The sequence below is a fragment of the Numidum massiliense genome (assembly GCF_001375555.1).
Classification (GTDB): Bacteria; Bacillota; Bacilli; order Thermoactinomycetales; family Novibacillaceae; genus Numidum; species Numidum massiliense.
On the sequence record NZ_CTDZ01000009.1, the window covers coordinates 1,125,316 to 1,142,996 of the forward strand.

The 17,681-nt window shown below is 54.0% G+C and carries 18 protein-coding genes; 15 read left to right on the top strand and 3 right to left on the bottom strand.

Features of this window, described 5'->3' with window-relative positions:
• Nucleotides 1-16 precede the first annotated feature (16 nt).
• Complete coding sequence (locus tag BN1247_RS05760) at nucleotides 17-328, bottom strand: DUF2627 family protein (RefSeq protein ID WP_054949536.1); 312 nt, start codon at nucleotides 326-328, stop codon at nucleotides 17-19.
• A gap of 260 nt (nucleotides 329-588) precedes the next feature.
• Between BN1247_RS05760 and yqiS the strand changes: the two genes are divergently transcribed.
• From yqiS to BN1247_RS05790, 6 genes are all read left to right on the top strand, one after another.
• Nucleotides 589-1,503, top strand: a complete 915-nt coding sequence (gene yqiS, locus BN1247_RS05765; protein ID WP_074011056.1) for a phosphate butyryltransferase — start codon at nucleotides 589-591, stop codon at nucleotides 1,501-1,503.
• 15 nt (nucleotides 1,504-1,518) lie between these two features.
• Nucleotides 1,519-2,610 (top strand): Glu/Leu/Phe/Val family dehydrogenase, encoded by a 1,092-nt coding sequence (locus BN1247_RS05770; RefSeq protein WP_054949537.1) that lies wholly within the window; start codon nucleotides 1,519-1,521, stop codon nucleotides 2,608-2,610.
• A 289-nt stretch (nucleotides 2,611-2,899) separates the two neighbouring features.
• Nucleotides 2,900-4,324 (top strand): dihydrolipoyl dehydrogenase, encoded by a 1,425-nt coding sequence (gene lpdA, locus BN1247_RS05775; protein WP_054951517.1) that lies wholly within the window; start codon nucleotides 2,900-2,902, stop codon nucleotides 4,322-4,324.
• Between the two features lie 107 nt (nucleotides 4,325-4,431).
• On the top strand, nucleotides 4,432-5,385 hold the full coding sequence (locus BN1247_RS05780; protein WP_082416027.1) for a thiamine pyrophosphate-dependent dehydrogenase E1 component subunit alpha: 954 nt from the start codon (nucleotides 4,432-4,434) through the stop codon (nucleotides 5,383-5,385).
• Nucleotides 5,386-5,478: 93 nt separating this feature from the next.
• Entirely contained in the window at nucleotides 5,479-6,462 is a 984-nt protein-coding gene (locus tag BN1247_RS05785) for an alpha-ketoacid dehydrogenase subunit beta (protein ID WP_054949539.1), read from the top strand.
• Nucleotides 6,463-6,486: 24 nt separating this feature from the next.
• Complete coding sequence (locus tag BN1247_RS05790; protein WP_054949540.1) at nucleotides 6,487-7,962, top strand: dihydrolipoamide acetyltransferase family protein; 1,476 nt, start codon at nucleotides 6,487-6,489, stop codon at nucleotides 7,960-7,962.
• A gap of 242 nt (nucleotides 7,963-8,204) precedes the next feature.
• Here the strand turns inward: BN1247_RS05790 and BN1247_RS17625 are convergent, their stop codons facing one another.
• The gene (locus BN1247_RS17625) at nucleotides 8,205-8,375 is read right to left on the bottom strand and encodes a hypothetical protein (RefSeq protein ID WP_157360850.1); all 171 of its coding nucleotides are present in this window, start codon (nucleotides 8,373-8,375) and stop codon (nucleotides 8,205-8,207) included.
• 350 nt (nucleotides 8,376-8,725) lie between these two features.
• Between BN1247_RS17625 and BN1247_RS05795 the strand changes: the two genes are divergently transcribed.
• Both BN1247_RS05795 and BN1247_RS05800 read left to right on the top strand, forming a co-directional pair.
• Nucleotides 8,726-9,844 carry a M20/M25/M40 family metallo-hydrolase gene (locus BN1247_RS05795; protein ID WP_054949541.1) on the top strand — a complete coding sequence of 373 codons (1,119 nt, stop codon included), beginning with the start codon at nucleotides 8,726-8,728 and terminating at the stop codon, nucleotides 9,842-9,844.
• Between the two features lie 142 nt (nucleotides 9,845-9,986).
• Nucleotides 9,987-11,165 (top strand): DUF3866 family protein, encoded by a 1,179-nt coding sequence (locus tag BN1247_RS05800; RefSeq protein ID WP_054949542.1) that lies wholly within the window; start codon nucleotides 9,987-9,989, stop codon nucleotides 11,163-11,165.
• Between the two features lie 12 nt (nucleotides 11,166-11,177).
• On the opposite strand, the gene mciZ is transcribed toward BN1247_RS05800, so the two are convergent.
• Nucleotides 11,178-11,348 (bottom strand): Z-ring formation inhibitor MciZ, encoded by a 171-nt coding sequence (gene mciZ, locus BN1247_RS17410; protein WP_082415808.1) that lies wholly within the window; start codon nucleotides 11,346-11,348, stop codon nucleotides 11,178-11,180.
• Between the two features lie 148 nt (nucleotides 11,349-11,496).
• Here mciZ and BN1247_RS05805 point away from each other — a divergent pair, with 148 nt between their 5' ends.
• The 7 genes from BN1247_RS05805 (at nucleotide 11,497) to deoB (ending at nucleotide 17,644) form a co-directional block, all read left to right on the top strand.
• Nucleotides 11,497-12,048: an NUDIX domain-containing protein gene (locus BN1247_RS05805; protein ID WP_054949543.1), complete on the top strand. Its 552-nt coding sequence runs from the start codon at nucleotides 11,497-11,499 to the stop codon at nucleotides 12,046-12,048.
• 7 nt (nucleotides 12,049-12,055) lie between these two features.
• Nucleotides 12,056-13,225 (top strand): endonuclease Q family protein, encoded by a 1,170-nt coding sequence (locus BN1247_RS05810; RefSeq protein ID WP_082415809.1) that lies wholly within the window; start codon nucleotides 12,056-12,058, stop codon nucleotides 13,223-13,225.
• Between the two features lie 102 nt (nucleotides 13,226-13,327).
• Nucleotides 13,328-14,113 (top strand): stage II sporulation protein M, encoded by a 786-nt coding sequence (gene spoIIM, locus BN1247_RS05815; RefSeq protein WP_231633162.1) that lies wholly within the window; start codon nucleotides 13,328-13,330, stop codon nucleotides 14,111-14,113.
• Between the two features lie 120 nt (nucleotides 14,114-14,233).
• Complete coding sequence (gene fur, locus BN1247_RS05820) at nucleotides 14,234-14,713, top strand: ferric iron uptake transcriptional regulator (protein ID WP_054949544.1); 480 nt, start codon at nucleotides 14,234-14,236, stop codon at nucleotides 14,711-14,713.
• 171 nt (nucleotides 14,714-14,884) lie between these two features.
• Nucleotides 14,885-16,018: an alanine dehydrogenase gene (gene ald, locus BN1247_RS05825; protein ID WP_261796031.1), complete on the top strand. Its 1,134-nt coding sequence runs from the start codon at nucleotides 14,885-14,887 to the stop codon at nucleotides 16,016-16,018.
• A gap of 79 nt (nucleotides 16,019-16,097) precedes the next feature.
• Nucleotides 16,098-16,337 carry a DUF4227 family protein gene (locus tag BN1247_RS05830; protein ID WP_054949546.1) on the top strand — a complete coding sequence of 80 codons (240 nt, stop codon included), beginning with the start codon at nucleotides 16,098-16,100 and terminating at the stop codon, nucleotides 16,335-16,337.
• A 119-nt stretch (nucleotides 16,338-16,456) separates the two neighbouring features.
• On the top strand, nucleotides 16,457-17,644 hold the full coding sequence (gene deoB / locus BN1247_RS05835; RefSeq protein WP_054949547.1) for a phosphopentomutase: 1,188 nt from the start codon (nucleotides 16,457-16,459) through the stop codon (nucleotides 17,642-17,644).
• Nucleotides 17,645-17,681 lie beyond the last annotated feature (37 nt).

Below are 17,681 nucleotides of genomic sequence, written 5' to 3' on the forward strand. Positions count from 1 at the left end.
GCACGGTCGAGCTTCATCACGATGCGCTGCCGTCGTGATCTTTGTTGCGGCGCAGTTTCGGCTGCACGCGATTGCGTTTCGCATCGCGGTGAAAGATGAAGCCCCCGATGAAGACGAGCGCTAACAGTAAGAAAATAAATCCGGCGTACAAGTGCCAGTCGCTGAAGAGGCGGCTGAAAAAAACGCCCCACTGAAAGGTTTGCTGCCCCATCGCGGTATAAATGGCGTCTTTCATCCACTTCCACCCGAGGACGCCGAACGCTCCAGGGACGGCAATGAGCAAGATGGCGACGACTCGCTCGAGACGCATTTTGTTTTCGACGTTCACGTTGTTCACCTCACACTATCATGTTAAACGATTGCGGACCGTTTTGCCAAATGAAAACACAATTGTGAATATATCCTGGGCAGTAGCATTTAGCAACAAATACGTTACAATAGTATTAGGCTGCGCGATGAACAGTTTTGTGACAGATCGTCAAACAGTTCTGTGACAGTTCACCCTGACGGTTAAACGTGTCCACAAAAAAAGATATAATAAATAAGACATCAAGTTGATTACATTACATATGAAGGGTTGGATTTTACGTGGAACAACTTAAAAAATTCTCTCAAATAATAGAAAAAGCGCAACAAGTGTCAGGGGTGACTGTGGCCGTAGCTGCAGCGGCGGACCACGAAGTTTTGGAAGCGGTTTCTAAAGCGGACGCGTTGGGCCTCGCACGCTTCATATTATTCGGAGATGAAAAAGAGATTCGCCGTTTGCAACAGATGCATGAGTTGACGTTTGCGCACGTCGACATCGTCCACGCAGCGACCGACCGTGCGGCTTGTCAAGCTGCAGTGCAAACAGTGAGCTCTGGGGAAGCGGACATCGTCATGAAAGGGATGGTGTCGACGGCCGATATTTTGCGCGCCGCCTTAAATAAAGAAACGGGCATCCGCAACGGCAAACGGGTGCTCAGTCATATCGTTCTCTTTGAAGTGCCGCACTACGATCGCCTCATTTACGTGACCGATACGGGAATGAACTTGGCGCCAGAGCTAAAGGAAAAGGTGCAAATCGTCGAAAACGCAGTCGAACTCGCGCACGTTCTCGGAAATACCGAGCCAAAAGTGGCGGCACTCACGGCACTCGAAGTCGTCAATCCGAGTATGCCTGCGACGGTAGACGCTGCAGCTTTAGCAAAAATGTCTGAACGGGGTCAAATAAAAGGGTGTATCCTCGACGGTCCGTTCGCGCTCGACAACGCCGTTTCTAAACGGGCAGCCGAGCACAAAGGGATCGCCAGTCCCGTTGCCGGCGAAGCGGACGTTTTGCTCGTGGATAACATTGAAGCGGGGAACAGTCTGTACAAATCGCTCGTTTACTTTGCGCAAAGTCAAATGGGCGGGGTCATTCTCGGCGGACGTGCACCGATTGTGCTCACCTCCCGCGCGGATACGAGTGACGCTAAATTAAATTCGATCGCGTTGGCCGTGTTATATGCGGCCAAAAAATAACAAGGGGGAAACTGTATGGGGATTTTTACCCAGTTAGTTGAATTCGACTACGAGCAACTCGTGTTTTGCCAAGATAAAAATTCCGGCCTCCGCGCCATGATCGCCGTTCACGATACAACCCTCGGGCCAGCGCTCGGGGGTGCGCGGATGTGGATGTACGATACGGAAGAAGACGCGATTCGCGACGTCCTTAGGCTCTCGCGCGGCATGACTTATAAAAACGCAGCCGCTGGGCTAAACTTAGGCGGAGGTAAGGCTGTCATTATCGGCGATCCGAAAAAAGATAAATCGGAAGAGTTGTTTCGCGCCTTCGGCCGGTTTGTTCAAGGGCTTAACGGCCGTTATATTACGGCGGAAGACGTCGGTACGAGTGTCGAAGATATGGACTTCATTTATCAAGAGACCGATTATGTCACCGGGAAGTCGCCCGCCTTCGGTTCGAGCGGTAACCCTTCACCGGTGACGGCGTACGGCGTTTACCGCGGGATGAAGGCAGCGGCCAAAGTCGCTTTCGGCAGCGACGATTTAAGTGACAAGACGATTGCTGTGCAGGGGCTCGGTAACGTGGCCTACAATTTGTGCACCCATTTGCACAAAGAAGGAGCCACACTGGTCGTTACCGACATTAACGAGCAGCGGGTGAAACAGGCGGTGGAACAATTTGGCGCAAAAGCCGTCGATCCTAGCGACATTTACGACGCTCAATGCGACATTTTTTCGCCGAACGCCCTCGGTGGGATTATTAACGACGACAACATTCCGCGCTTAAAATGCCGCCTCATCGCCGGTGCGGCGAACAACCAATTGCAGACGGCGCGCCACGGCGAAATTGTCGAAGCGAACGACATCGTCTACGCACCGGATTACGTCCTTAACGCCGGCGGTGTCATTAACGTCGCCGACGAGTTAATGGGCTACAACAGAGAGCGCGCGTTGAAAAAAGTAGAGACGATTTACGATAACGTGCTAAAAGTTTTCGCGATTGCCGAGAGGGACAGCATCCCGAGTTACCTCGCTGCCGACCGGATGGCCGAAGAGCGCATCGCTTCCATCGGGCGCTCCCGCAAGCAGTTTTTGACGAACGGAAAAAACGTCTACGATTTTTAAGTATATAACAGGGCTGTTCGTACTCATTACATAAATAACCGATAACTAAGTAGGGACGAAATTACGGGAAAACGCGGGTCTACGGACACCGCTCCCGTATGACCTGTCATTTGTCTGACTATGCCATAAGTCGCGATACGAGGATATGAGCGCCGTGAGCGCCGTGACACGCGTTTTTAGGGTGAGGCGAGAACGTTTATCGGAGTGGCGTTGTAAAACGTACAGGTCGTTACAGGTCGTAACACTTATTATCAGACTCGACCTGTTAAAACGAGGGGGAGGTATGCGCGTGGCCGATCAGTACGATTTAGTTGTTCTCGGCGCGGGGCCGGGAGGTTACGTCGCCGCGATTCGCGCGGCGCAGTTAGGCATGCGTGTCGCCGTTGTCGAGCGGGAACACGTGGGCGGCGTTTGCTTGCACAAAGGGTGTGTGCCGAGTAAAACGTTGCTCCGCAGCGCAGAGGTGTACCGGACGGTGCGCCGGGCGGACGAGTTTGGGATTGCGGCAAACAACCTAGCAATCGACGTCGGCAAAATAATGGCGCGAAAAACGAGCGTCGTTCAGCAGTTACATAAAGGTGTTGAGCACCTATTATCAAAACATAAGGTAGATATCGTTCACGGCATCGGACGGATTATGGGGCCGTCGATTTTTGCACCGCAAGCGGGGACGATCGCCGTAGAACAGTCGGACGGTGAAAGTGTGACGCTCGTCCCAAAACACGTCGTAATTGCAACCGGTTCAAAGCCGAGACAGCTTGCGGGACTTACGGTGGATGGCGTGCGTGTCCTCCATTCGGATCACGCCTTAAAGCTCGAGAAGTTTCCCCGTTCGATGCTCATCGTCGGCGGTGGCGCGATCGGTATTGAGTGGGCTTCGCTGTTGAGTGATTTCGGCGTCGAAGTGACGATTATCGAAGCGGCTGACCGCATCTTACCTACGGAAGACGCCGATATTAGTCGCGAGATGGCGCGGCTGCTCAAAAAGCGCAAAGTAAAGCTTCTCACGCGTGCGGAGATAATGACCGAGGCGACAACGGTCAGTGAGACTGAAGTGGCGCTAACCGTGACGCAAGGAGAGGTGCAGAAACAACTAGTAGCTGAGCAAGTGCTGTTGTGCGTCGGCCGCGAACCGCGCATCGACGATATCGGCTTAGCTAATACGGACATCCAAGTGGAAGGCGGCGCGATCGCGGTCAACGCCTTCATGCAGACGGCGGAAAGTCACATTTACGCCATTGGCGATGTCGTCGGCGGCATGCAGCTCGCACACGTCGCCTCGCGCGAGGGCATCATTGCCGTCGAACATATGGCTGGGCGCGATCCCCTCCCGCTCGACGAGCGGCAATTGCCTCGCTGTACGTACAGTCACCCGGAAGTGGCGTCAGTCGGCTTAAGTGAGCAGCAGGCGAAGGCGCAAGGGTTTAAAGTGACTGTCGGCAAAATACCGTTCCGCGCGATCGGCAAAGCTGTCGTCGGCGGCGACGTCGACGGGTTTGTGAAAGTGGTCGCCGACCGCGAGACGGACGACGTGTTAGGGGTGCATGCCATCGGACCGCACGTGACCGACATGATCGCCGAAGCGGGCTTTGGCTTGCTATTAAATGCAACGCCGTGGGAAATGTCGCAAGTGATCCATCCGCATCCAACGTTGTCAGAAGCGATCGGAGAGGCGGCGTTGGCGGCCATCGGGCGCCCTATTCACGGCATATAACGAACCCATCATTTTTTGAGGAACCGTTGTTAACGGAAAAGGAGGGAAATCAGGTGAGCCATACACAACACGAGTTACTCGGTTTATCGGATAACGACGTTTTAGACATGTACCGTTACATGCTGCTGGCGCGCAAATTGGACGAGCGCGTGTGGCTGTTAAATCGGGCGGGGAAAGTGCCTTTCGCCGTTTCGTGCCAAGGGCAAGAAGGGGCGCAAGTAGGAGCCGCCTTCGCTTTGGATCGCGAAGTCGATTACTTATGCCCGTACTACCGCGACTTGGCGATGGTGCTCATCTTCGGTCAAACGGCGCGCGACACGATGCTAGCCGCGTTTGCAAAGGCGGAAGATCCGAACAGCGGGGGGAGGCAAATGCCGAGTCACTTCGGCAGCCGCAAGCATCGCATCTTTTCCGGCTCAAGTCCGGTGACGACGCAACTGCCACACGCGACGGGCTTTGCCTTAGCGGCAAAAATGGAAGGGAAACCGATCGTCACGTTGACGTCACTTGGCGAAGGTTCGACGAACCAAGGCGATTTTCACGAAGCGTGTAACTTCGCCGGCGTGCACCGCTTGCCAGTCATTTTTTTCTGTGAAAACAACCGCTATGCCATTTCGGTACCGATCAGTAAACAGCTCGCCGTGCAGAGCGTTGCCGAGCGGGCACAGGCGTACGGTTTTCCTGGCGTCTCGGTGGACGGCAACGACCCGCTCGCCGTGTACAAGGCGGTAAAAGAAGCTGCGGAGCGAGCACGACGCGGCGATGGTCCGAGTTTGATTGAAGCGAATGTGTACCGCTTAGCGCCGCACTCGACGGACGATGACGACAAAAGTTACCGCAGTGCGGCAGAAGTGGCGGAGGCGCGCAAGAACGATTCGCTGCAGCGCTTTAGCTCCTATTTACGGGAAGTAGGCTTATTGACGGATGAGCGCGAAGCCGCACTCGTGGACGCGATTCAAAAGGAAGTCGACGAAGCGATGCGCGACGCAGAAGCAGCGCCGTACGCCGCTGCCGATAGTTTACTTAAATACGTTTACGAAGAACGTGAAGCCGTTGATTAACTTTAAGTCGATGGTGAAGAGCGAAAATAGTGGGCAACCGCACGTAAAGCGCGTGAATACAGTTAAGTCGTTACGTTGTAAGGGGGGTACCGAATGGCTCAATTATCGTATATCGAAGCGGTGACGAAAGCGATGCGCGACGCGATGCACCGCGATGAAAAAGTATTTATCCTCGGCGAAGACGTCGGCGTGCGCGGCGGCGTGTTCCGCGCGACGGCGGGACTGATCGAGGCGTTCGGCGAGAAACGCGTCATCGATTCGCCGCTGTCGGAGTCGCTTATCGTCGGCGCGTCGATCGGGGCGGCCGCTTACGGCATGCGTCCGATTGCCGAAATTCAATTTGCCGATTTTATTATGCCCGCCGTCAACCAAATTATTAGTGAAGCGGCAAAGCTGCGCTACCGATCGAACAACGACTGGCACTGTCCTCTCGTCATCCGTACACCTTACGGCGGCGGCGTGCACGGCGGCCTGTATCACTCGCAAAGCATCGAGTCGCTATTTGCGAGTGTCGCTGGGCTGAAAATCGTCATGCCGGCCACGCCGTACGATGCGTATGGCTTGCTCGCCGCGTCGATCGAAGACAACGATCCGGTGCTCTTTTTGGAACATAAGCGGTGCTATCGCCTCATTAAAGGGGAAGTGCCGGACGAACCGTACACGCTGCCGATTGGGAAAGCGGACGTGAAGCGGGAAGGGACCGACGTCACCGTTATCAGCTACGGTTTAAGCTTGCATTTTGCCTTAGAAGCTGCCGACAAGTTAGCCCGCGAGGGCATTAGTGCGCACGTGCTAGATTTGCGCACGGTACGCCCGCTAGACAAAGAGGCTATTTTGGAGGCGACAGCGAAAACCGGTAAGGTGCTCATCGTACACGAAGACAATAAAACAGGGGGCATAGGCGGCGAAGTTTCGGCATTGATCGCCGAGGAGGCGCTGTTTGAACTGGATGCGCCAATTGTGCGTCTAGGTGGCCCGGACATACCGGCGATGCCGTATAGCTCGCCGCTGGAAAAGGAATACATGTTAAATGCGCGAAAAGTGGAACAGGCGATGCGCGATTTAGCCGAATTTTAAGGTCGTGGAGGTGAGACGAGAGGCATGATCGAAAAAGTAGCGATGCCCCAACTGGGGGAAAGTGTGACAGAAGGGACAATTGCCTCATGGTTAAAGCAGCCGGGCGATCCGGTCAACTTGTATGAACCGATGTGCGAAGTAGTGACCGATAAAGTGAACGCGGAAGTGCCTGCGACCGTCGCCGGGACACTCGTCGAGATCGTCGCTTCTGAAGGGACAACGATCGCTGTCGGGGATATCATCTGTGTGATTGAAACGGCGTCAGGAGGGGAGACGCCTGGTAGGGCAACGGGTGACGCAGTGGCTGACGGAAAAGCACCGCATGAAGCACCGAACGCAGCGGCTGCCAAAACAGCACCAGAAACAGCTCCTACAACAGCTTCTAACGAAGCTACAGGTGCTGCAGCGGTAGACCGTACAGTCGTTCCAGGCGCGGGAAAAAAGCCAAAGATGCGTTATTCGCCTGCCGTACTTAAATTAGCGCAAGAAAATGGGATCGACCTTAACGTACTAACTGGCAGCGGCCGCGGAGGGCGCATCACGCGCAAAGACGTGCTCACTTACATGGCCCAGCGCGAACAAGGTGCGGTGAACGCAGCATCCGATCGGCAAGAGGAGACGCAAGTAGCGGGACAGGAACAGGCTGTACGGGCTGAACACACACCGTCACCGCAAACAGGTGTACCCACATCCGCACCGGCACCAGAATCTGTGCATGGGCAAACCGGACACAAAGCGCCGCCAATCACAACCGTCGGTACGCCGGACAAGATCGAAGGTACAGCAGCTCAACCGTTGTCGGACGGGGAGCGCGCCATCCCCCTCACACCTGTACGGCGAGCCATTGCCGAGCGGATGGTGACGAGTAAACGGGAAGCGCCGCATGCGTGGCTGACCGTTGAAGCGGACGTGACCGCACTTGTGCGCTTGCGGGAGCGGCTGAAAGAGCCGTTTGCCGCGCGTGAAGGGATCAAGTTGACATATTTACCATTTTTTATAAAGGCAGTCGTCGAGTCGCTGAAGGACTATCCACGGCTAAACGCGACGTGGGCTGGCGATAAAATCGTCGAAAAGCGCGAGATCAACGTATCGGTCGCCGTCGCCAAAGAGGACGAACTATACGTACCCGTCGTGCGCCGCGCCGATCAGCTGAGCATTTTCGGCATTGCCGCAGCGGTGGACGAACTCGTGCGCAAGACAGCTGCGGGAGAGTTAGCGGTACAAGACATTGCCGGCGGTACGTTTACGGTGAACAATACGGGCACCTTCGGGTCGATCGCTTCGGCACCGATTATTAATTACCCACAAGCGGCGATTATTAGTATCGAAAGCATCGTCAAGCGTCCCGTCGTCATCGGTGACGGGATTGCCATTCGCGATATGGTCAACTTCTGTCTCTCCTTTGACCACCGCGTGTTAGACGGCCTCATCGCGGGGCGGTTTATGCAAAGTGTCAAAGCGAAGATGGAGGCGTACGGGGAACAAACGGCGATTTACTAACTCGTTGCCGTGTACAGGTTGACACAAATAACCGATTGCCGCCGCAAATAGCGAATCATGTGGCGGAAAGATTTTTGTCCTAGGCCAATCCCTCGTACTCAGGGCGGTCTAGGCATTTTTTATAACGTTCACATACTCGTGCACGGGGTACGTCACCGGTCAAAACGTCGCCATAAAAAAAGCCGCCGCACCAACGGTAAGCAGTTGGCAGGCGGTCGGCCTCTGAAACAGATCGCGATACGTTACATTTGAACAATGCCAAAGGTGATCAGCGAGGCTAACACCGTTACGCCAGCTAACGTCACGCTGAACAGGCCGCCGACGACGACGCCGAACTTGTTGCCGAGGCGGCGGTTTTTAATCGTTCCCCAAAAGGAGAGAATCATAACTAAAAATAAAATTGTTAACATCATTTGCAATCACCACTTTACCGTTTTCAATAATAACTAATACAACTAGTATATACGAAAAGTAACGTATGTAGGCGCACCTATGCGTGCCGACTTTGTGACGGTTTGTTGACAGTCGGGTCGGTTAAAAAATAAAAACGAGCCCCATCATAATGGTTGAAAAGAGCATGGCGATGGCCAAAACGAGTGAAACGATACGAACGAGCTTTTTGTTCATCGGGACGATCACCTCGATTGTATTGTAGCAAAAACGCCTAGTGATGTCTATGTCATTCAGTGTGGCTCACAACTTGTTCGACCATACCGTTTGTGTAAAAATAATGAATGAATGTAAACGATGAGGAGGCCGACGAGTGATTCAATCACAACGGTTACTAGAGGAATTTATGGAATTAGTGCAAATCGATAGTGAGACGAAGCACGAGCGGGAAATATGCGATGTGTTGAAACAAAAACTGACGGCGTTAGGTTTCGCGGTGATCGAAGATGATTCCAGGGCGGAAACCGGGCATGGCGCCGGAAATATTATCGCTACGTTAGAAGGGACGACTGACGCAGTGCCGATCTTTTTTACGGCGCACATGGATACAGTCGCTCCGGGGCAATCGATTAAACCGCAAGTAAAGGACGGGTACATTGTCTCCGACGGCACGACAATTTTAGGGAGTGACGATAAAGCAGGGGTTGCCGCGTTAATCGAAGCGGCGCGGGTGCTGCAAGAACGGGGGCTCCCGCACGGACGTATTCAGTTTATTATAACCGCGGGTGAAGAATCCGGGCTGGCCGGCTCGCGGGCGCTAAAGCGCGAGCACATCCGCGCTGATTACGGATTCGCTTTCGACTCAGACGGGCCTGTCGGCGATCTGATTACCGGCGCGCCGACACAAGCAAAAATGCAAGTTACAGTTACTGGAAAAGCGGCCCACGCCGGCGTCAATCCGGAAGATGGTATTAGTGCGATTCGCGTCGCCAGCCTAGCAGTAGCAAAAATGCCGCTTGGGCGCGTCGACAGAGAGACGACTGCGAATATTGGACACTTTGCCGGCGGCGGGGCGACGAATGTCGTCTGTGATCAAGTAGAAATTCTAGCCGAAGCACGCAGCTTGCGCAAGCCTAAGTTGGAACGACAACTTGCCAAGATGGAAGAGGCGTTTAGAGCAGCTGCAGCCGAAACAGGCGGACACGTACAGATTGAGACGCGCAAAATGTACGACGCCTTTTATTTCACTGACGAGGATCCCGTCGTTCAGCACGCACAGCGCGCGGTTAAAAAAATCGGCCGAACGAGCCGTCTGCTGACGAGTGGCGGCGGCAGTGATGCCAACAATTTTGCCGGCAAAGGGGTGCCGACGATCAATTTAGGGATCGGCTACGAGAACATTCACACGACGAAAGAACGTATCCCTGTCGCTGAACTAGAAAAAGCTGCCGAGTTCGTCCTTGCCCTCGTCGACGAGGCAAGGCATAGTTAATCGTTAACCGTTAGCTGCCAGTCGTCAATCGTGCCACACATGTCGCGCCATCCGAAGCAAACATACATTAATCTATTATGGACGGTTAAGCCTTAGGCGCAAGAGCCATACTGAAAAAAAGTGTGTAGCTGGGGGGATGGTTATGATTCATTGGGCGGAAGGAACAGTTGTAGAAGAGCTTGAACGCCGTCCCGGCTTACAATATGTCGCGGTGCGGAAACGGGAGGAAGGTCGTTCGGCACGCGTTGTGCCGGCGATTCATTTTACGGATTGGCAACCTCCGCTCGGCATCGGCGACCGCGTCGTCTTAAATACGACGGCAACCGATCTTCGGCTCGGTAGTGGAGGATACGATTTCGTCGCTTGGCGTGAAGGGGAACCGATCGATCGACAACCGTTTCCCGGACACATTGTAAAGTTGCGTTACACCCCTTGGCAGCTAGCGGTGCGCACTGTCGAAGAACAAGGTTCTCCCGCGCACGAACAGTTACAAGGGGCGTCCCACATCGCGGGGATGCCTGTTCTTGTTGGGGAACTACATAGCATGTTGCCGATCCTCGCCACCTCGCTGCGCCACCTGACGCGCGCGGCAGGGTACGACTTGCGTCTCGCTTACGTGATGACCGACGGGGCCGCACTGCCGATCAAACTGAGCCGACACGTGCAATGGTTGCGCGAAAACGACTGGCTCGTCGGCACCGTCACTGTCGGTCACGCGTTCGGCGGAGATTTAGAGGCGGTTAACGTATACAGCGGTCTGTTGGCGGCTAAACACGTGTTACAGGCGGACATTACCATCGTCCTCATGGGACCGGGAATTGTCGGCACGGGTACAATGTACGGATTTTCCGGCGTCGAACAAGGACAAATCGTAAATGCGGTGCACACGCTTGGCGGGATGCCGATCGTCGTACCGCGCATGAGTTTTGCTGACCGGCGCGCGCGGCATCATGGCCTCAGTCACCACACGAAAACGAACATCGCCCATACGATTTTACAACCGGCGTACATCGCGTTACCGCACATACAACAAGATGAGTGGCGTGCACATTGCGAGGCGCAAGTGAAGGCCATTCAGCGCGAGATGGAAAAGCGAAACAAACCGTCCCACCATTGGCGACGCATTCGGTTAAGCGACGCGGCGTTAAAGCAGCGGCTAAGCCTTTACCCGCAGCGCTTGACGACAATGGGCCGCGGTTGGGAAGAAGATCCTATATTTTTTTACGGCGTCGCTTGCGCGGCGGATGTCGCTTGGTCGCTGTTCCGAGATTCAGGCGGAAGCGTACCCGGAACGGGGGCTAGCGGCGAGAACGGCAGATGAAAGAATGCGCCGTCAGCGCGCTTCGCCGTCGCGAAGCAACCGTAAGTGCGGATCGGGCGGCAATTGGCGCTGCAACCATTCATGTACCGTTAGTTGTGAAGCGGCGAGAAGTCTCAATTTTGCCCGTATTTCCCAGCACTTCCCGCTGATTCGCAAGCGATTTTGCTCACAGTATATGTTCATTTTCGTCCTCCTGCGTTACAATTTTTATAGCTTGTCCTTTTTTCCATCGTATGCCGACTGCGGCGCGCTTATACGCATAAAAAAACGACCTTGATCTGTTGCTTCAGGTCGTTAAAGATCGAGTGACACGATCGAGAGGAGACTATACATGTCGACATTAAACGAACCGACGATTAAGAGCGAGACGATCTTTGAAGGAAAAATTATTACGGTGCAAGTGGATGACGTACAGTTGCCGAACGGCAAGACGGCGACACGCGAACTCGTCAAACATTCGGGAGCAGTTGCGGTACTACCTTTAACGAAGGATCAGCGCCTCGTACTCGTCGAGCAATTTCGCAAGCCACTCGAACGAGTGACGGTGGAAATTCCGGCAGGAAAATTAGAGCCAGGCGAAGATCCACTCGCTTGTGCACAGCGGGAACTGGCCGAGGAGACCGGGTTTACGGCGCGCAAGTGGTCCCCCCTCGTCTCCTTTTTTACGTCGCCAGGCTTTGCCGATGAAAAGATTCACTTGTACGTCGCTGAGCAATTAGAGGCAGGGAAAGCTGCGCCAGATGAGGACGAGTTTGTGCACGCGATGCAAGTGACGTTCGAAGAAGCACAACAACTAATCGCGCAGGGGCGCATTTGCGACGCCAAAACGGTCACGGCTGTATACGCGTGGCACAATCGCCTGTTAACCGCCGGGAGGGACTGACGACTACGTGGGGGAACGAAAGAATATTTTTGGCGATTTTCATATCCATATCGGACGCACCGAAGCGGGAGAGGCAGTGAAAATAACTGGAGCGCGCAATTTGACCTTCGCGAATGTAATTGCTCATGGGAGTGGCGATAAAGGGATCGACATGATCGGTATTATTGACGCGGCTTCGCGCGGCGTTCAGCGAGAAATCGCAGCGCTGCTCGATGCCGGGACGGTCACCCCTGTCGACGGCGGCGGTTTACGTTATGAACGTACGACGATCGTGCTCGGGTGTGAGCTAGAGATTATGCCGCCAGGGCATGGGCCGATGCATTTGTTATGTTACTTTCCGACGTTCGACGACATTCGGGCGTTTCGCGCATTTTTAGAGCGGTATATGAAAAATACGCAGTTGTCGACACAGCGCTTTCACGGGGGCGTCAGCGAGTTATTCAGCGCCGTCCACGAGTTAAACGGGATCGTCATTCCAGCGCACGTCTTTACACCGTTCAAAAGTTTGTACGGAAGTTGTGCCGACCGTCTCACCGACGTCCTGCCCGCGGAGCAAATTATCGCCGTCGAACTCGGCTTGAGCTCGGACTCGCTCATGGCCGACCAACTGGCAGAGTTACACTCGCTTGCGTTTCTCAGTAACTCGGACGCCCACTCGCTACCGAAAATCGGACGCGAATATAACGAACTCGCCGTGAACAGTGTGAGTTTTCACGGGTGGGTAGAGGCGTTAAAGCGAGAAAACGGCGCACGAGTCGTCGCCAACTACGGGCTTGACCCGCGCCTCGGCAAATACCACCGCACGCTGTGCAAAACATGCGAGCGCCAGCTAGCGGAGGTTGCCGCCGTCTGCCCGTACTGTGGCAGTCGCCACGTGATTCAAGGCGTTCGCGACCGGATTGCGGCGCTCGGGCAGCATCACGGGGACAGTCCGCGAGATCGCCCGCCTTACATTTACCAAGTGCCGCTTGAATTTATTCCTGGCGTCGGGCCGCGGGCTTTGCAGAAGCTGCTCGACCAATTTGGGACGGAGATGAACATTATCCACCGGGCGACGGAAGAAGAATTGGCAGGCGTCGTCGGTGAAAAAATCGCGCGTCGCATTGTGCGCGCTCGCTATTCGGAGCTCGCCATTGAAGACGGCGGCGGGGGTGTATACGGAAAAGTAAACGTGTGACGGGCCTACGGTCGATGCCTAAGATCACAGAGGTTACGGGTGCGGCTGGCGAGACGAAACAATGTTTGAGGGCGGTTCTAACAGCCTACTTGTCCACATAAGATGCAACTAAAGACTGTCTTGTACACGGTGTTCGACGACTGCAAGACGACTGCAATTAGGTCGGTACAAACGCGTCGGACACGCTGTGCAGCGGACAAAGCGGACGAGCAGCCAGCGGACAAGGGAGGCCAGCGCATGCGGAAACAATCGTGGAATCAGACCGTACAACATCACATGGAAGACCACTTAGCACTATACGTGTTTACAACCGTCTTATTTATTGTCGGGGTCGTCTTCGGCTCACTCGTCGTCGGGGCGCTATCGGTCGAGCAGCGGCAAGATTTACTCGGCTATTTGCAGCATTTTTTTAACGACTTAGATCAAGGGGCGAGTGCTGATTCGCAAGTCGCTTTGCGCTACGCGATTAGTCACCATTTAATGACAATCGGGCTACTTGGCCTTTTAGGCTTATCGATTATCGGCGTGCCGTTAGTACTGGTCCTCCTCTTTCTCAAAGGACTCGTCATCGGCTTTACGGTCGGTTTCTTCGTCCACGAATTGTCTTGGAACGGATTGTGGTTCGCTTTTTTATCCGTTGTCCCGCAAAACTTGCTCATCGTGCCAGCAACGGTCATCGTCAGTGTCGCCAGTATCGGTTTTTCACTCATGTTACTGCGCAATCGGTTCATGCAAAGGCGCGGGACGATTTATCCACACTTTTTGTCGTATACCTTTCTCGTCTTGCTCATGGCGGGTCTGCTATTTTTTGCTTCCGTATTTGAAGCGTTCGTCTCACCGCAGCTCATGCAAGCAGCGATGCCTAACGTGAAAGGGTTTTGGCCGTAGCACCTCGAGCGTCAATGATAATCATTTTTATGTGATACTCTTTTTTATCTGTTTGACTTACCGTTTCTGTCTCCCCTATAATGGAATTAACAGAAGGTGAGGCGGGGAGGGTATTCGATTTTGAAAAAGAGAATTGAAAAAATTAAGCGGCAATTGCATGCGCAAAACTATAAATTGACCCCGCAAAGGGAAGCGACCGTGCAAGTGCTCTTAGAAAATGAAGCCGATCATCTAAGTGCTGAAGACGTGTATTTGTTAGTGAAAGAAAAAGCACCGGAGATTGGCCTAGCGACCGTTTACCGGACGCTCGAACTACTTAGTGACTTGCACATCGTCCATAAACTAAATTTTGGTGACGGCGTGGCGCGATACGAGTTTCGTTCCGAAAATGCCCAGCATCACCACCACCACCTCATATGCCTGAACTGTGGTACTGTCGATGAGATTATGGAAGATTGGTTGGAACCAATTGAAAGACGGGTAGAGAAACAGTTTGATTTTAAAATTTTGGATCACCATTTAATGTTTCACGGTATTTGTCACCAATGCAAAGACAAAGTAAAAAACGTAAAAGAACTTTTGACAAACAAAATCACATAAAGGGCGGCGAAACGAAGGAAGGTCAGTTGGCCTTTCTTTTTTTATAGCTATTCCGGTTTGCGAATGAGCCTGATACAATGAGGAAAGGACGAAATTGTTCATAATGTGTGCGTCAGTAGGGAAAAATGGTTATTAGTATTTTAAAAAATGAAGCAGACGGAGGAAGCAGTATTGGGTAAGCAGTATGTCGTAGGTGTACCGAAGGAATTATTAAATAACGAAAATCGGGTAGCGATGACGCCCGCCGGGGTAGAAGTACTCGTACAAAGTGGACACCGGATTGTGGTCGAACGAGGAGCAGGTGCCGGCAGCGGCTTTACTGACAGCGAGTACGAAGAGGCTGGCGCGGAACTGGTACCAAGTGCCGCTGATGCGTGGCGCGCGGACATCGTGCTTAAAGTGAAGGAGCCGCTACAGGAAGAGTTTGCTTATTTTCGTAAGGGGCTTATTATATTTACATACTTACACTTAGCAGCCGAACCGACCTTAACCGAGTCGCTCGTCGCGCACGGTGTAAGCGCACTGGCGTATGAGACAGTGCAACTTGCGAACGGCTCTTTACCACTATTGACGCCGATGAGTGAAGTAGCGGGGCGCATGGCAGTACAGCTCGGGGCGCGGTATTTAGAGAAACCTCATGGCGGTAGAGGAGTGCTCTTAGGCGGTATTCCCGGCGTTCCACCAGGAAACGTCGTCGTCATTGGCGGGGGCGCGGTCGGGACGAACGCCGCTAAAGTCGCGCTAGGTCTCGGCGCGAACGTGGTGGTTCTCGACGTCAATGCGGAGCGCCTGCGTCAGTTAGAAGATATTCTCGAAGGGCGCATCAATTTAGTCATGTCGAATCGCGCGCACATCGCCGAGGCGGTACGCGCTGCCGATTTACTCGTCGGTGCGGTCTTAATCCCGGGGGCGCGGGCACCGAAGCTCGTCACGGAAGAGATGGTACGCGAGATGTCACCCGGATCGGTTATTGTCGACGTCGCCGTCGACCAAGGAGGAACAATCGAAACAGTCGACCGCGTCACGTCGCACAGTGAGCCGACGTACGTCAAGCACGGTGTCATCCACTATGCGGTGCCAAACATTCCTGGTGCTGTGCCGCGCACGTCGACGATTGCGCTGACGAACGTGACGATGCCGTACGTCGAGCAGCTGCTCGCGCACGGTCTGGAAGCGGCGGTACGAAAAAACGAGGCACTCGCAAAAGGAGTTAACGTGTACGACGGCAGCGTCACATACAAAGCGGTCGCTGACGAACTCGGTATGCCGTACGTGCCCCTCGAACAAAAACTGTCACGCAGCTGACATAGCAGCAGGCGGTATTATATGGTATCGTTATGAATACATTGAAAGTGACGATACAAGCCCGAAAGGAACGAACGTGATGATCGTTTATTTGCGTCACCTGTGGGGTTGGACGAAGCTTTTAATGCTCTTTATAGCGTTTACCCTGATTGGGTATGCAGCCATCAGCGCCCTCGCTGACTGGTTAAAACCGTCGTACCGCTTTGAAGAACCGGGCGGACGGGCGGTAAAAGTTTTTCTCCACGAACGCCCGGTGCAACTCATGCCAGAAATGAACGATTGGGAGAGGTTTAAACTTTTTATGTGGACAGGAGAGTAACCTCTCAGCCATGTGCATCGCGTGAGCTGTAGGTTGACGATCGTACAGCGGCACGGTGGCACTCCTTTTTTTTTGCTTTCTACACACATTTGTTTTCTTTGAGAAGGGGGATCGTATACATGCCAAAATTCGAACGAATCGCCTGTATCGTGTTAGACAGTGTCGGCATTGGCGCCCTCCCAGACGCTCCTGCATTCGGTGACGAAGGTGTCCATACGCTCGGACACATCGCCGAACACCGCGGCGGGCTTAATATGCCAAACTTTGCGAAGCTCGGGTTGGGAAATATTTCCCCGCTCCAAGGCGTCCCGGCAGCGGAACGGCCAGCTGCTTCTTACGGGAAAATGGCGGAGGTATCTGCGGGGAAAGATACGACAGTCGGGCACTGGGAACTGATGGGAATTTTCACGGAAGAGCCGTTTAAAACATACCCGCACGGCTTTCCCAGGGCACTCATCGAGGCGTTTTCCAAGCGGATCGGCCGCGGCGTCCTCGGGAATAAGCCGGCGTCGGGGACAGCGATTATCGACGAATTAGGAAAACAGCACATGGAAACCGGCGACGTCATCGTCTACACGTCGGCGGATAGTGTGTTCCAAATTGCCGCGCACGAAGACGTCGTCCCACTGGAGGAATTGTACGACATCTGTAAAGTCGCCCGCGAATTGACGATGGCGCCACAATTTTCCGTCGTACGCGTCATTGCCCGCCCGTTCGTCGGGAAGCCGGGGGCGTTTGAGCGAACGGCGAACCGACGCGACTACTCCGTGAAACCGCCGGAGCCGACGGTGCTCAATCACTTGAAGGATGCTGGCTTGGACGTCGTATCGATCGGAAAAATATGGGACATCTTTGACGGGGAGGGCATTACGCGCTCGCTAAAGACGAAAGACAACATGGACGGGGTCGATCAACTGATTGCGACGCTCAAACAGCCGTACAACGGCTTTGCCTTTTTGAACCTCGTCGATTTCGACGCGAAATACGGCCACCGGCGCAACCCGGACGGCTATGCCGACGCGCTAGAAGCGGTGGACGAGCGGTTGCCGGAGATTTTAGCGACCGTCGGGGAACGCGATCTGTTATTGATTACGGCAGATCACGGGAATGACCCGACGCATACGGGGACAGACCATACGCGCGAGTACGTGCCGCTACTCGTGTACAACCCGTTACATAAGGAAACGGTGCCGCTCGGTATACGAGAGACGTTCGCCGACCTCGGGGCGACGATTGCCGATAACTTCGGGGTGAAAGCGCCGCGGGGCACGAGCTTTTTGGCGGAACTGCCAACGTTATCACCGTAGGTCCACTCATTTATATGCGTCACTGTATTTTGAATGC

Bases quoted from the DNA above. Each gene is read 5' to 3' on its own strand.
- BN1247_RS05770 (WP_054949537.1), top strand. From the start codon at position 1,519: ATGGGGATTTTTACCCAGTTAGTTGAATTCGACTACGAGCAACTCGTG.
- BN1247_RS05780 (WP_082416027.1), top strand. From the start codon at position 4,432: ATGTACCGTTACATGCTGCTGGCGCGCAAATTGGACGAGCGCGTGTGG.
- BN1247_RS05785 (WP_054949539.1), top strand. From the start codon at position 5,479: ATGGCTCAATTATCGTATATCGAAGCGGTGACGAAAGCGATGCGCGAC.
- BN1247_RS05790 (WP_054949540.1), top strand. From the start codon at position 6,487: ATGATCGAAAAAGTAGCGATGCCCCAACTGGGGGAAAGTGTGACAGAA.
- BN1247_RS17625 (WP_157360850.1), bottom strand. From the start codon at position 8,375: ATGATGTTAACAATTTTATTTTTAGTTATGATTCTCTCCTTTTGGGGA.
- BN1247_RS05800 (WP_054949542.1), top strand. From the start codon at position 9,987: ATGATTCATTGGGCGGAAGGAACAGTTGTAGAAGAGCTTGAACGCCGT.
- mciZ (WP_082415808.1), bottom strand. From the start codon at position 11,348: ATGAACATATACTGTGAGCAAAATCGCTTGCGAATCAGCGGGAAGTGC.
- BN1247_RS05805 (WP_054949543.1), top strand. From the start codon at position 11,497: ATGTCGACATTAAACGAACCGACGATTAAGAGCGAGACGATCTTTGAA.
- spoIIM (WP_231633162.1), top strand. From the start codon at position 13,328: ATGCAACTAAAGACTGTCTTGTACACGGTGTTCGACGACTGCAAGACG.
- BN1247_RS05830 (WP_054949546.1), top strand. From the start codon at position 16,098: ATGATCGTTTATTTGCGTCACCTGTGGGGTTGGACGAAGCTTTTAATG.
- deoB (WP_054949547.1), top strand. From the start codon at position 16,457: ATGCCAAAATTCGAACGAATCGCCTGTATCGTGTTAGACAGTGTCGGC.